Genomic DNA, 13,673 nt, shown 5'->3' on the forward strand with positions numbered 1-13,673 from the left:
AGAAGCGTAACTCCGCGCGGCGCGCAGTCAACGGGTTCCCGCCGCCGGTGACGCTCCGCCGAGGCTGTTAACGCAGCTCACGACCTCGGTGGGGGCGAAGTCTCGATTGGGTCGCGGGTCGCGTTCACCGCGACCCGTGCGCCGAACGGTGGATGACCTGCGAGGAGGTCGTTGTCCTGGCCTGATCCACCACCTACTATCCCGCAACAGCATCCGCCGCCTGCCGCTCGTGCCGGTGACGATTTGCGTAGTCGATCGGTTACTCATTTACCCCGGGACTTGTGTGGTGACAGGCGAAAACGGCACGCGACGGCAGTGGTGGACCGCCGTCGCCGACTGGCGGAATTGGCGGCTGCCGGTCAAGCTGGCCGCCGTCCTCGCGGTGCCGGTGCTGGTCGCCGTCGGCGCGGGGCTGGTGCAGATCCGCAGCTACATCAAGACGGCCGACCAGTACGCGGGCATGCAGCGGCTGGTGACGCTGCGCGCCGGCCTCGACCCGCTGATCAGCCACGTCCAGGCCGAACGCGCGTTCTCCGCGCGGCGCGCGGACTTCACGGGCGTCGACCTGTCCCGGTTCCGGGACCTGGTGCGCGCCACCGACGCCGCCGCCGCGGGCGTGAAGAACCTCGTGGAACGCGCCCGGCTCGGTGAGGTCGCGGACGCGCGGTTCCAGGACGTCACCGTCCAGCTCGACGGCCTGCCGCAGCTGCGCGACCGCGTGATCAGCGGCGGCGTGGACCTCGCGGGCGGCATCGGCGGCTACAGCGTCGTCCTGCGCGCCCTGCTCGACTTCGACCAGGCGATGGTCGGCGACTTCGGCGAGTCCAGCCTGTCCGGCACGGCCACGGCGCTGCACAACCTCTCCATGGCCGCCGAGCAGATGTCCTGGCAGCACGCCACCGTGCTGGCCGGCATCAGCCGGCGATCCCTGCTGGACAGCGAGCTGACCGCGCTGGAGCAGTCCTGGACCCGCCAGCAGGACAAGCTCGCCGACTTCAACGCCGTCGCCACGCCGCAGCAGCAGGCCGACTACCGCGCCACCGTCGCGGGCCAGGACGTGGACGCCCGCAACAGCCTCTTGCAGCAGATCCGCCGGGAGCCCGAGTCGATCGCCGACCGGGTCTCCGTGGACGCCTGGGACGACGGCTCGGTCGGCGCCCAGCGCCAGATCGGCATCGTGCTGCGCGAGTTGGAGAAGCAGCTCGCCGACACCGCCGAGCGGTTGCAGGACGAGACCAGCGACCGCGCGGGCGCCGCCTCGGTGATCCTGCTGGCCTCGCTGTTCGCCGCCGCCGCGGTCGGTTTCGTCGTCGGCAACTACCTGCTGCGCTCGCTGCGCGCCCTGCGGGTGGCCGCGCTGGACGTCGCCGAGCACCGGCTGCCGACCCTGGTGGCGCAGCTCAAGGAGGACGCCGCGCCGGACACCTCGGTCGAGCCGGTCCCCGTGCACACGCGGGAGGAACTGGGCCAGCTGGCGCGCGCGTTCGACGCGGTGCACCGCCAGGCCGTCGCGTCCGCCGCCGAGCAGGCCGACCTGCGCACCGCGATGCGCAGCGCGTTCGTCAACCTGTCCCGCCGCAGCCAGGGCCTGGTGGAGCGGCAGCTCAAGCTGATGGAGGAGCTGGAGCGGCAGGAGGAGAACCCCGAGCAGCTGGCGAACCTGTTCAAGCTGGACAACCTCGCCACCCGGATGCGCCGCAACAACGAGAACCTGATGGTGCTCTCCGGCAGCGACATGGCCCGCCGCTTCACCCGCCCGGTGCCGCTGGGCGACGTGCTGCGCGCCGCCGCGTCGGAGATCGAGCAGTACCAGCGGGTCGTCGTGCAGGCCACGCCGCAGGTCGAGGTCGTCGGCTACGCGGCCGGTGACCTGGTGCGGCTGGTGGCCGAGCTGATGGACAACGCGACCAACTTCTCCCCGCCGCGCACCCAGGTGGTCGTGGGCGGTCGGGCGCGGGCCGGCGGTGGCGTGTTCGTGGACGTGCTCGACGTGGGTGTCGGCATGTCCGAAGAGGACCTGGAGCAGGCCAACCGCAAGATCGCGCAGGCCGCGGCGGACGAGGCGGGCGAACTGCCGGTGTCGCGCCAGCTGGGCCTGTACGTGGTGGGGCGGCTGGCGGGTCGGCACGGGATGCAGGTCATGCTGCGGGAGCAGGGCGAGGGCGTGCGCGCGGTGGTCGCGCTGCCGCCGGAGCTGGTGCGCGCGGCCAGTGCGCCCAAGCCGCGCCGGGTGACGGCGTCCGAGCAGACCTTCGCGGGACACGTGGCGGTGACGTCGTCGGCCCGACCGGTGACGCGGACGTCGACCCCGCCCAACGGCACGCCACTGCCCGCGCGCACCGCGACTCCGCCGAACGGCACCAGGTTGCCCACGCGAACGCCGACCCCGCCGAACGGCACGCCGTTGCCGACGCGGACGCCGACTCCGCCCAGTGGAACGCCGTTGCCGCCACGGACTCCGCCCAGTGGCACGCCGGTGCCGCCACGGACTCCGCCGGGTGGCACGCCGTTGCCGACGCGGGCGCCGGCTCCGGCGGGCGGGACGCGCAACCCGTCGACCTGGTTCACCGGCAAGCCCGTTCCCCCGGGTCCGGCGGAACCGGCGCGGCAGCGCAACGCGGACGTTCCGGTGCAGGCCGAAGTGCCCGCGGCGGAGAACTCGACGGCCCTGCCCAAGCGCAGGCCGCGCACGAACCTGGTGGCGGACCGCCCCGAAGCACCGGAACCCGGTGCACCCGTTCGGCGTGATCCGAACGCGACACGGGGATTTCTGGCCAGTTACCAGACCGGTATCCGGCAAGGTGTACGGGAGTCCGGTGAGAACCGAACGGGGCGGGAGAGCACATGAGCGGGCAGAGGTCACGGCAGATCGACCAGTTCGGCTGGATCGTGAGCAACTTCGCCGAACGCGTGCCCGGTGTCGCCCACGCCGTGGTGATCTCCGTGGACGGCCTGCTGCTCACCGCGTCCAGCGGCCTGCCCGACGACCGCGCCGAGCAGCTGTCGGCGATCGCGGCGGGCGTGGCGAGCCTGACCGAGTCGGCCGCGCGGTGCTTCGACGGCGGCCCGGTGCTGCGCTCGGTCATCGAGATGCAGTACGGGATCATGCTGCTGATGTCGATCCGGGACGGCTCGTGCCTGGCGGTGCTGGCCGCGCCGGACGCCGACGTCGGCCAGGTCGCCTATGAGATGACCGTCGTCGTCGACCAGGTGGGGCAGCTGCTCACCCCGGAACTGCGCGCCGAGATCCAGGGCGTGAAACGGATGATGGCCCGCCCGTCGGCGTGAGGTGGTCATGAGCCAGGAGCCCGAGTCGTCCGCCGAGCAGACGTTCGCCGACCTGCTCAACGGCTTCAGCCTGGACGCGGGTCGGCGGCGCAAGCCCGCGCCGCGGCCCGAACCGGACCAGGTCGAGGTGCCCACGCGCCCGCACCCGGTGTTCCAGGACGACGTGGACTTCGAGTACCCGCGCGACGAGGAGGCCGCGTCGATCGTCCGCGCCTACTCGTGGACCGGCGGGCGGACCACGTCATCGGTCCAGCTGGAGATCGAGACCCTGGTCTCCACGGTGGACTGGGACTACCCGGGTGCGCTGAAGGCCGAGTACCAGGAGGTCATCTCGCTGGTGGCCCGGCCGCGGTCGGTGGCGGAGGTCGCGGCGCTGCTGCGGCTGCCGCTGGGCGTGGCCAAGGTGCTGCTCGGCGACATGGCCGAGCGCGGGCTGATCGACGTGCACCGGACCGCGTCCTCCAACGGCGAACAACCGGATCTCGGGCTCATGGAGCGCGTGTTGGCGGGCCTCCGGCGGCTCTGACTGCCTACGATGGTTTCAGTGCCCGCCGAAACAGGCGCGCTGGAACAGGGGGTTGGCTGGTGAGCGTCGGGCGTGAGACTCGGCTGTCCGCGTGGATCGAGCGGTTCGCGGCGCACTTCGAACGGGAGGGCATCCCGCTGATCGGCGGGCGCATCCTCGGGTACCTGCTGGTGTGCCAGCCGACCGAGCGGACGGCGGCGGAGCTGTCGCAGGAGCTGGAGGCGTCCAGCGGGTCGATCTCCACGAACCTGAAGTTCCTGGTCGGCGAGGGCCTGGTGACCAAGCGGACCCGGCGGGGCCGGCAGGCCGCCCAGTACCGGATCAACGAGAAGCGGTGGGGCGACCTGGTGGCGCGCAAGCTGGACGCGCTGACCAGCGTGCGCGAGCTGACCGAGGCCGGGATGCGGCTGATGAGCGGCGACCCGGAGCGGGCGATGCGGCTGCGCGCGGTGGACGACCTCTACACCTGGCTGGCGACCGAGCTGCCGGCGGTGTGGGAGCGCAGGCCCTCGTCGTCGCGTTGAACCTGCTGGGCTCGTTCGCGGGTGGCGACCCACAGGTTGGCGGTGGCGATGACGACCGCGCCGGCGCCCAGGACGTGGATCGAGACCAGCACTTCGGGGACACCGGTCCAGTACTGGACCATGCCCAGCGCACCCTGGGCCACGACGGTGGCGACCAGGACGTAGTACGGGCGGCGGGCCTGGTTGTGCAGGACGAAGCCCAGGGCGATCAGCATGCCGAGGAACAGGAACAGCAGGTCGGCGTGCAGCTGGGAGAGGGTTTCCACCGGGAGGTCCAGGCGCGGGGTCGACGCGTCGCCGGCGTGCGGGCCGGCGGCGGTGACGAACGTGCCCGCCAGGAGGAGCAGGCCGAGCACGCCGGCCTGGACGACCTGGAGCCGCAGGACGTTCGCGGAGATGCGCGGCCGGGCGGGCGCGTCGCCTTCCTTGAGGGAGGCGTGCAGGAGGACCGCGAGCCAGGTCAGGACCATCGAGATCAGGAAGTGGACGCTGACGGTCCACCACAGCAGGCCGGTCAGCACGGTGATGCCGCCGACCACGGCCTGCACGCCCACGCCGACGAGCTGGATGAGCGCGAGCTTGAGCACCCGCTTGCGGCGGGGCCTGGAGTACCAGGCGGCCAGCACGCACAGGCCGGCGATGATGCCGACCAGGCCGGTGAGGGTCCGGTTGCCGAACTCGACCCACTGGTGCAGTGGCGCGACCTCGGGGTGCTCGACCGGGGTGAGGCTGCCGGCCACGCACTCGGGCCACGTGGGGCAGCCCAGGCCGGAGCCGGTGACGCGCACGATCGAACCGGTGACGGCGATGCCTGCCTGGGCTATCACCACGGCGACGGCGAAAGCGCGTTGGAACTTCATCAGGAAGGCGACGACCCAGTCAGGCACGGTTACCGATGGTAGGTACCACTTGCTGAGAAGTCGCGGCCGGGTCAGGTGAGCTTCGTCGTCCTGGTGGCCAGTGCGGCGGCGGCCACACCCCAGGCGAGCAGGACGAGGACGTGGCCGGCGGCGGGGGCCTGGTCGTCGACCACGGCGGTGTGCAGGGCCTCGGCCAGGGCGGCGGAGGGCAGGAGTTCCACGACGGTGGCCAGCCAGGCGGGGAGGCTGTCCACACCCAGGGCCACGCCGCCGACCAGCAGGAGCAGGAACCAGACGATGTTGGCCAGGGCCAGCACGATCTCGGCTCGCAGGGCGCCGCCGAGCAGCACGCCCAGTGCGCCGAAGGTGAGGGTGCCGAGGACGAGGAGTGCGGCGGTCCACAGCCAGCCGGTCGCGGTCGGGAGGTCCCAGCCCAGGAAGGTGGCGATGACGGCGAGGATGGTGATCTGGATCGCGACGACGGCCAGGCCCGCGATCACCCGGCCGGCGACCAGGAGCCAGCGGGGGAGGGCGGTCGCGGCCAGTCGTTTGAGGACGCCGTAGCGGCGGTCGAAGCCCAGGGCGATGGCCTGGCCGGTGAACGCGGAGGAGATCACGGCCAGGGCGAAGATGCGGGCCACCGAGGAGCCGACGCGGGGTTCCGGGACCGGGATGACCGACATCACGCTCATGGCGATGAGCAGCGCCACCGGGATGAGGACGGTGAGGAGGATCTGCTCGCCGTTGCGCAGGGTGAGGACGGCCTCGGTGCGGGCCTGGGTCAGCAGCATCCGGCCCAGCGAGCCCCGGCCGGGGCGGGGGGTGAACGTGCCCGGTGCGAACCTCACGACCGCAGCTCCCGTCCGGTCAGATCGAGGAAGACGTCCTCCAGGCTGCGCTTGGCCACGGTGAGTTCTTCGGCCAGCACGCCTTGTTGCGCGCACCACGAGGTGACGGTCGAGACGACCTGCGGGTCGATGCGGCCCTGCACGAGGTAGCCGCCGCGAGTGGCTTCGCGGACCTTCATGCCTTCGGGGAGGGCGTCGATCAGGAGGGTGAGGTCGAGGCCGGGGCGGGCGCGGAACCGGAGCTGCTGGTCTTCGAGCGCGGTCAGCTCTTGGGGAGTGCCGGCGGCGACCACCTGGCCCCGGTCGACGATGACCACGTGGTCGGCCAGCGCTTCGGCTTCGTCCATGAGGTGGGTGGTCAGGAGGACGCTGACGCCGTCGTTCTTGAGGGCGGCGACGAGTTCCCAGACCAGGTGGCGGGCTTGGGGGTCCATGCCGGCGGTGGGTTCGTCGAGGAAGACGAGTTCGGGGCGGCCGATCAGGGCGCAGGCGAGGGAGAGCCGCTGTTGTTGCCCGCCGGAGAGGCGCTTGTAGGGGGTGTTTTTCGCGCTGGTGAGGCCGAGGACGTCCAGCAGCCAGGCGGGGTCCAGCGGGTCGGCGGCGCACGCGGCGACCAGCCGCAGCATCTCGTCGGCCCGGACGCCGGGGTAACCGCCGCCGCCCTGCGGCATCACGCCGATGCGCGGGCGGAGGGCGGGGGAGCGGGGGTCGAGCCCGAGCACGCGGACCGTGCCGCCGTCGGCCTGGCGGAAGCCTTCGCAGACCTCGACGGTGGTGGTCTTGCCGGCGCCGTTGGGGCCGAGCAGCGCGAGGACGTCGCCGCGGGGGAGGGCGAGGTCGAGTCCGTTCACCGCGACGGTGGAGCCGTATCGCTTGACCAGCCCCGACACTTCCACGGCAGGGTGCTGGGGGTGCGGGCTCACGACCGCCAAGCCTAAAGCTTCCTCTCCCCCCTTCTTCAGGCAGGTCGCTTCGCTCCTTTCGCCAGCCCAGCCGAAGCCGCGCCTGCGGCGCCAGGCGCACCCCTCGGTCTACCGCGCGTCGCACCCCCTGCCGACGCCACCGCCACCGCGCTGCCGCCGCCACCCTCCGCCAGCCCGGTTCGGCCGTTCGCCGGGCTTCGTGCCCCGCCCTTCCCGCTCCGCCCAATGGCGGCCGAAACCGGTGCTGTGTCCACCTCGTGGGTGGGGGCAGCCCCACCCCGGGGATCCGGGTGGCATCAGGGTTGCCTCGGGGGTGTTCCGGATGCTTTTGGTGCGCAATCGCGGCCAGGATTTTTGCTGTGACGGTGATCCGGAGGGAAAGACGAACGGCGGTGTTGTCGTTCGCGGTGGCGGGGTTGGTCCTGTCGTTGTTCCCGATCGTGTACCTGCACGTGGCGGCGGTGGGGGAACTCAGCCCGTTGAGCCACACCATCAGCGACTACATCTTCGTGGCCAACGGCAGCGGGATGTTGGCGGTCACCGCGTTGTCGTTGGCGGCGGCGTCCGTGGGTTTGCTGGTCGTGCTGGTGCGCAGCGGTTTGCCCAGGCGGGGGCCGGTTTCGTGGCTGCTCGGGTTGTGGGCGGCGGGGCTGACGGTGGCGACCGTGTTCCCGACTGATCCGACCGGCGCGCCGACCTCGTTCTCCGGATTGGTGCACCGGTACGCCGGGGCGGTCATGTTCACGAGTTTGCCGTTGGCCGGCTGGTTGATTTCCCGTCGGTTCATCCGGAGTACGCCGGTGCGTCGGTTTTCGGTGGCCGCCGGGATCACTTCGGTGGCATTCATGGTGAGCCATGTGTCGCTCACCTACGACGGGCAGGTGCTGCTCGGTCTTTTCGAACGAATCCTCTTCGCGATGCTCTACGGGCTGCTGTTCGCCCTGGCCGCCGCGGTAAGCCGGGAGGTCGTGCGATGACGTGGCTCGCCGTCGTCCTGGCCGCGGCCGGGGCCGCGTTCTTCGCCTTCGCGGCGCGGTTGCAGCACCGGGCGGTCAACGACGGGGCCGCGGACCTGAAGGTCCGGGACCTCTTGCGGCGGCCCGGGTGGTTGGCCGGGTTGGTGCTGCTGGTGGTCGGCGCGGCGGTGCACGCGGTGGCGTTGGGGATGGCGCCGTTGACCGTGGTGCAGCCGGTCGGGGTGCTGGCGATCGGGATCACCGCGCTGCTGGACAACCGGCGTCGGGAGCTGCCCGCCGTGGCGTTGACCACGTTCGGGGTCGGGGCGTTCGTGTTCCTCGCCGCCGGCAGTGCGACCGCGACCCCGGTCGCGGCGGAGGCCGAGGTGACCGCCGGGTTGGTCGTGCTGGGGCTGGTGGCCCTGCCCGGGTTGGTGGGGGTGCTGTCCTCCCGGCCCGCGGTGCGGGCGCTGGGGTTCGGCGCGGCCGGCGGGGTCGCGTACGGCTACGTCTCCGTGCTCATGCGGTCGGTGTCCCAGGACGTCCAGACCGGCTCCCTCTCCTTCGGCACCGGCCTGTCCGCCGCCGGTATCGCGCTCTCCCTGCTAATCGGCGGCTGGTTCATCCAGCACGCCTACGCCAGCGGACCGCCGCACGTGGCGGTCGCCTGCCTCACCGTCGTCGACCCGCTGGTCGCGGTCGGCATCGGCACCACCCTCCTCGGCGAGGCCGCGCGCACCTCCGGCCCCACGGCCGTCGCGGAACTCGCCTGCGCCGCCGTCGCCATCGCCGGCGTCGCCCTGCTCGCCCGCAAAGACTCCAAGACACCCATGAGATCGGAGAACAACCCCATGAACGGACGCGCCATGCGGATCGTCATCGCCGCGGAGACGTTCCCGCCGGACGTCAACGGCGCGGCCCGCTTCGCCCACCGGCTCGCGGTCGGCCTCGCCGGCCGGGACCACGACGTGCACGTGATCTGCGTGGACCCGGTCGGCGCGGCCCGCACCGAGCAGGTCGACGGCATCACGGTGCACCGCCTGCGCTCGCACCGGACCCCGTTCCACAAGACGTTCCGGATCGGGTTGCCGTGGCAGGTGAGCAAGGACGTCCGGGTGTTGCTCGACCGCATCCAGCCCGACCTGGTGCACGTCCAGGCGCACTTCGTGGTCGGTCGCTACACACTCAAGCACGCCAAGGCGATGGGCATCCCGACCGTCGCCACCAACCACTTCATGCCGGAGAACCTGTTCGGCCACGCGCACGTCCCGCAGTGGTTGCAGGGCCTGGCCTCCCGGTGGGCGTGGAAGGACCTGACGAAGGTGTTCGACCAGGCCGACGTGGTCACCGCCCCGACCCCGCGCGCCGTGCAGCTCCTGCACGACAGCGGGTTCCCGGAGCGGGCGGTGCCGGTGTCGTGCGGCATCGACATCGACCGCTACCGGCTGCGCCCGTCGGTGCGCACCAACGAAGGCCCGACCGTGTTGTTCGTGGGTCGGCTGGACGAGGAGAAGCGGGTCGACGAACTGCTGCGGGCGGTCGCGCTGGTGCCGCGCCTGCACGCCGACGTCGTGGGTGACGGGTCGTGCCGGGCGGAGTGGGAGTTGTTGGCGCGGCACCTGGGGATCGCCGACCGGGTCCGGTTCCGCGGGTTCGTCGGCGAGGAGGAGCTGCTGGACGCCTACCAGGGCTGCGACGTGTTCTGCATGCCGGGCATCGCCGAACTCCAGAGCCTGGCCACGATGGAGGCGATGGCCGCGGGCAAGCCGGTCGTGGTGGCCGACGCGATGGCGCTGCCGCACCTGTGCCGGCCGGGCCGCAACGGCTGGCTGTTCACCCCGGGTGACGTGAAGGGCCTGGCCGAGCGGCTGCACGCGGTGGTCGCCGACCCGGCCGTGACCGCCCGCATGGGCGCGGCGAGCAGCGAGCTGATCTCGGCACACGCCATCGACCAGACTCTGGAGACCTTCGAAGGCCTGTACCGCAAGGCGATGGGCGTGCCGACGCTGGTCCGTCCCGCGCTGGTGGCCTGAGGGTCAGGCGACGACGCCGCGGCGGGTGGCGATGCGGTGCGCCACCCGCAGCCCGCGCGGCCCCAGCACGGGCCGGCCGGAACCGTCCAAAGTGGTCAGGAAGCGGAACAGCATGGCGTGGCCCTCCAAGCGCCGCAACAACCCTTCCGCCACGTTGTCGCCGTAGTCCACCACGGCCGACTGCTCCACCAGCCGCCGCATGATCGCCCGCCGCTCCTTCAGCGGCACCCACCACGTGGTCACCAGCAGCAGCACCAGCCCGAACGACAGCGTGGTGGCCAGCACCGCCTCCCAGCCGGTGAACCGCAGCGAGAACACCTGCACGACCGCGCCGATCACCAGCAGCACCGACCCGTACACGGCGGCCCACCCGGCGGTCGCCGCGGCGGGCGGCTCGGCGTGTTCGGTGGTCCACACGCCCTCCCGCTGCCGCCACCGCTGCAACGACCGGCCCAGGTTCAGCGAGGCGACCACCCCGAACACGATCGCCAGGACCGTCCCGACGACCACCACGGCCGGGTCCACGTCGTAGAGCCGGTACCGCACCACGGCCCAGATCGCGACCACGATCCCCGCCGCGAGCACCACCCGCAGCACCAGCCGGGGACGCCGCCGAATCCTCCGCAGCACCGCCCGGGCCACCGCCAGCGGCGTCCCGACCGGAGCGGGCAGCGACCCGATCACCAGCAACGCCACCACCACGACGACCACACCGCCCACGGCGACCAATCCGGTGGTGACGCCCACTTCGGAGGACGCCAGCGCCGATCGGGTCCGGTCGATCGCCACCGCCGCCAGCGGGATCACCGGAGCGAGCAACACCAAGCCGTGCAACAAAGTCCCGGTCCGCAGCGCCGCGTACCCGAAGGCCGCCAACAGGGTCGCGCTGCCGAACGCCGCCGAAGGACCCACCGCCCACGGGGGCAGCAGGTCGAACAGGGCCAGCACCAGCAGCGCCCCGCCCAGCGCGAACCCCAGCAACCCCAGGAACTGGGCCAACTGCCCACCCCGGGTCAACCCGGTGATCGTCCAGTACGGCAGCAGCGCCGCACCGCGCAGCGCCCGGGTCAACGGCTTGGCCGGCCCCAGCCCGGACCGCTCGCTGTCGGCCACGGTCACCGCGACCGCCGCGGCCGTCGCCGCCGTCCGGATCACCTGGTCGCTGGACGCCTCCTGGGACAGCGGCTCGCGCCCGATCCCGGCCCGGTCGAACGCCTCCAGCGCCTCCATCCCGACCTCGATCCGGTCCGCGTCGGAGCGCACCGGCAGCTTCTGCAGCAGCGCCGCCTGCTCCTCCAGGAACAGCTCGCCGCGCGACCGCTTGTCCGCGCCCTCGTGCCGGTCGGCCAGGATCGCGGCGCGCAGCGCGGGCAGCTCCTCGCAGATGATCCGCACGTGCAGCGCCCACGCGGCCAGCTCCGCCAGCGCCTCGCAGGTCGGCGGCTGGTCGCCGTCCGTGTCCTCGTACACGGCGGTCAACTGCTCGACCGCGCGTTCCACCACGGGTTCGAGCCGGTCCGGCAGGCCGTCCCCGAACAGCGCCGCGACCAGCTCGTTCACCCGCCGCCGCGCGCGTTCCCCTGCGGTCGCGCCCTCCTGCGGGGTGAGCCGGTCGATGCGCAGCAGCCGCTTCGGGTCGCACACGATCTTGCTGAGCATGGTGGCGCCGTCCAGCCGGCCCCAGATCCAGTCGTTGACCCGCCAGGACCGCTTGAGGAACCCGGAGAACCGGCTCAGCGACGCGCCGCCGGCCTTGTCGTCGGGGGTCTGGCTGTGCTCGGCGAACGCGTTGCGGGTCTGGAGGCTGATCTGGACCAGGTCCACCGCCTGGTCCATGCCGCCGCGCGAGTCGTCGGCCAGGCAGGTGGCCGCGACCTCCAGCGCGAGCAGCCGCGACAGCCACATGTCCCCGGCGACCAGCTCCGCCTCGGTCTCGCCGTCGGTGCGGGGTTCGAGCAGCAGCGCCTTCCACGAGGTCAGCCCGGCCATCTTCACCCGGTCGTCGCCCAGCGCGTCGAGGGCGTCGCGGGCGTCGCCGAGGATGCCCGCGATCCGGTCCACTTGGGCCCTGACCCGGTCACCGATCGTGCCGTGCAGCATCCCCTCCGCGAACGCCTCGACCCGCAGCTCCCAGTACTCCCGGTTCAACGGCGTCCGCTCCCGGGTGGTCCACTGGCCGTCCAGCTCGGCGCGCAGCTCGCGCAACTGCGCGCGCACGTCGTAGAGGTTGGTGCGGGCCTGCGCCAGGCGGCTCGCGGGGCTGTCCGGGACCACCCACACCAGCCGCTTGAGCAGGTCCATCGCGGCGGAGGCGAGCCGTTCGGCCATGGTGATGCCCCAGGGCCAGCCGTGCTCGGGCAGCGCGGCCGGCTGCGGCACGCCCGGCACGTAGGGCAGCCCGCCCCACTTGGCCAGGTGCGAGCGCTGCGCGGCCTCCGCCGCCGCGCGGACCCGTTCGAAGGTCCACCCGGCGGTGTTCGCCTCGGGCACCTCGAACTGCCGGGTCGTGATGTCGCGGGCCGCGTGCCGGATGCGGATGTCCTCGTAGTGGTCGTGCAGCGTGGCCGCCAGGTCGTAGAGCTTGCCCACGACCGAACCGCCGGCCGCGAGCCGGTCCAGCAGGGCGCTGCGCCCGCCGCGCCGCGACGCAGCCAGCCGGTTGTGCTCCTCGATGCGCTCCACGTAGGTGCGGCCGCTCTGGCTGGTCAGGGCGCTGAGCAGCTTCGCGCCGGTGCCGATGGTGCTGGGCAGCAACCCGTCCACGGGCGCCACCGGCGGCTGCTTGGACTCCGGGGCGTGCGGGAACACCAGCAGCATCACCCGCCGCACCGGTCCTTCGGCGGGCATCCGGTCGATGGCCTCCAACGCCTCCTTGGTGGGCGTGTTGACCAGCACCCCGCCGTCCACCACGTACCGGGACGTGTTGTCCGTGCCGTTGGCCCACGACGCGACCCCGGCCATGTTCGGCCGCGCCTCACCCGCCGCTTCCTCGGTGACCGGCACGAACGACGGCTCGAACGCGAACGGGAACGACGCCGACGACCGGGCGGCCAGCGCGAGCTGGTCCACCAGCGTGGGCAGGCGCTCGGCGGTGAAGTCGTCGCGCCCGGACGGGTCGCGGCGGAACGAGAAGCTGCCCTGGTGGGTGGACTGGGTCAGGGACTGCCCGAGGTCGTCGTGCGTGGTCGTCGGCACGCCCGCGAGCAGGGTCGTGGTGATCCGCAGGTCCACCGGCCGCTCGTCCGGCGGGGTGGGGGAGAAGTCCGTGGTCAGCCGGTTCAGCGCCTCTTGGAGGCGGGGCAGGAAGAACTCGTCCCCTTTGAGCAGCGACACCGGCGACCCCCGGAACGGCGTGCGCAGCAACTGCTCCATGCGCCCCTGCTCGGCCCACAGGTCCCGCAGCCGCTCCAGCTTGGCGTTCTCGTTGACCTGCGACAACGCCAACGCGGCCCCGTTGATCCCGCCCGCGGACGTACCGGTGACGACATCGGCACGGGCGGTGCTCCCGACCAGGTCGAGCAGGTCCGCGTAGGCCCCCTCGGCCCGGGTCAACCGGTCGAGTTCGAGGACGACACCACCCATCCACACGGCGAGGCTCACCCCGCCGTTGAGGACGACGGCGAACCGGATCTGCTCCTGCGGCACGTCGGCCATGCGCGCTCCCTCCCCAGGATTGCGGTGGGGATCTTCCCAGGTACCGGTAAGTCGCCCGCCC

The 13,673-nt window shown here is 72.3% G+C and carries 10 protein-coding genes; 6 read left to right on the top strand and 4 right to left on the bottom strand.

Features of this window, described 5'->3' with window-relative positions; translation table 11 throughout:
* Positions 1-286 precede the first annotated feature (286 nt).
* The 4 genes from RIN75_RS36735 to RIN75_RS36750 are packed head-to-tail and all read left to right on the top strand — an operon-like array spanning position 287 to position 4,338.
* Positions 287-2,848: a nitrate- and nitrite sensing domain-containing protein gene (locus RIN75_RS36735; protein ID WP_309116703.1), complete on the top strand. Its 2,562-nt coding sequence runs from the start codon at positions 287-289 to the stop codon at positions 2,846-2,848.
* Positions 2,845-3,288 (top strand): roadblock/LC7 domain-containing protein, encoded by a 444-nt coding sequence (locus RIN75_RS36740; RefSeq protein ID WP_309116704.1) that lies wholly within the window; start codon positions 2,845-2,847, stop codon positions 3,286-3,288. The genes RIN75_RS36735 and RIN75_RS36740 overlap by 4 nt, the downstream gene beginning before the upstream one ends.
* Positions 3,289-3,295: 7 nt before the next feature.
* Positions 3,296-3,814 (top strand): DUF742 domain-containing protein, encoded by a 519-nt coding sequence (locus RIN75_RS36745; RefSeq protein WP_309116705.1) that lies wholly within the window; start codon positions 3,296-3,298, stop codon positions 3,812-3,814.
* A 59-nt stretch (positions 3,815-3,873) separates the two neighbouring features.
* Positions 3,874-4,338, top strand: a complete 465-nt coding sequence (locus tag RIN75_RS36750) for a GbsR/MarR family transcriptional regulator (RefSeq protein WP_121232231.1) — start codon at positions 3,874-3,876, stop codon at positions 4,336-4,338.
* Here the strand turns inward: RIN75_RS36750 and RIN75_RS36755 are convergent.
* From RIN75_RS36755 to RIN75_RS36765, 3 genes are read right to left on the bottom strand one after another with little or no spacing between them, the layout of a single operon-like run.
* Positions 4,275-5,225, bottom strand: coding sequence for a COX15/CtaA family protein (locus RIN75_RS36755; protein WP_309116706.1), 951 nt, complete (start codon positions 5,223-5,225; stop codon positions 4,275-4,277). The genes RIN75_RS36750 and RIN75_RS36755 overlap by 64 nt on opposite strands.
* Positions 5,226-5,269: 44 nt before the next feature.
* Positions 5,270-5,989, bottom strand: coding sequence for an ABC transporter permease (locus RIN75_RS36760; RefSeq protein ID WP_309116726.1), 720 nt, complete (start codon positions 5,987-5,989; stop codon positions 5,270-5,272).
* A gap of 53 nt (positions 5,990-6,042) precedes the next feature.
* Positions 6,043-6,969, bottom strand: coding sequence for an ABC transporter ATP-binding protein (locus RIN75_RS36765; RefSeq protein ID WP_309116707.1), 927 nt, complete (start codon positions 6,967-6,969; stop codon positions 6,043-6,045).
* Between the two features lie 359 nt (positions 6,970-7,328).
* On the opposite strand from RIN75_RS36765, the gene RIN75_RS36770 reads away from it, so the two are divergent.
* A complete protein-coding gene (locus RIN75_RS36770) occupies positions 7,329-7,946 on the top strand; it encodes a DUF998 domain-containing protein (protein WP_309116708.1) in 618 nt (205 codons plus the stop codon).
* On the top strand, positions 7,943-9,958 hold the full coding sequence (locus tag RIN75_RS36775; RefSeq protein ID WP_309116709.1) for a glycosyltransferase: 2,016 nt from the start codon (positions 7,943-7,945) through the stop codon (positions 9,956-9,958). Before RIN75_RS36770 ends, RIN75_RS36775 begins: the two co-directional genes overlap by 4 nt.
* Positions 9,959-9,961: 3 nt before the next feature.
* On the opposite strand, the gene RIN75_RS36780 is transcribed toward RIN75_RS36775, so the two are convergent.
* Positions 9,962-13,612 (bottom strand): patatin-like protein, encoded by a 3,651-nt coding sequence (locus RIN75_RS36780; RefSeq protein ID WP_309116710.1) that lies wholly within the window; start codon positions 13,610-13,612, stop codon positions 9,962-9,964.
* Positions 13,613-13,673 lie beyond the last annotated feature (61 nt).

The sequence above is a fragment of the Saccharothrix sp. genome, assembly GCF_031180885.1.
Classification (GTDB): Bacteria; Actinomycetota; Actinomycetes; order Mycobacteriales; family Pseudonocardiaceae; genus Actinosynnema.

What these genes read in the sequence shown, in the direction of transcription:
- RIN75_RS36740 (WP_309116704.1), top strand. Translation starts at nt 2,845, where the DNA reads ATGAGCGGGCAGAGGTCACGGCAGATCGACCAGTTCGGCTGGATCGTG.
- RIN75_RS36745 (WP_309116705.1), top strand. Translation starts at nt 3,296, where the DNA reads ATGAGCCAGGAGCCCGAGTCGTCCGCCGAGCAGACGTTCGCCGACCTG.
- RIN75_RS36760 (WP_309116726.1), bottom strand. Translation starts at nt 5,989, where the DNA reads ATGCTGCTGACCCAGGCCCGCACCGAGGCCGTCCTCACCCTGCGCAAC.
- RIN75_RS36775 (WP_309116709.1), top strand. Translation starts at nt 7,943, where the DNA reads ATGACGTGGCTCGCCGTCGTCCTGGCCGCGGCCGGGGCCGCGTTCTTC.
- RIN75_RS36780 (WP_309116710.1), bottom strand. Translation starts at nt 13,612, where the DNA reads ATGGCCGACGTGCCGCAGGAGCAGATCCGGTTCGCCGTCGTCCTCAAC.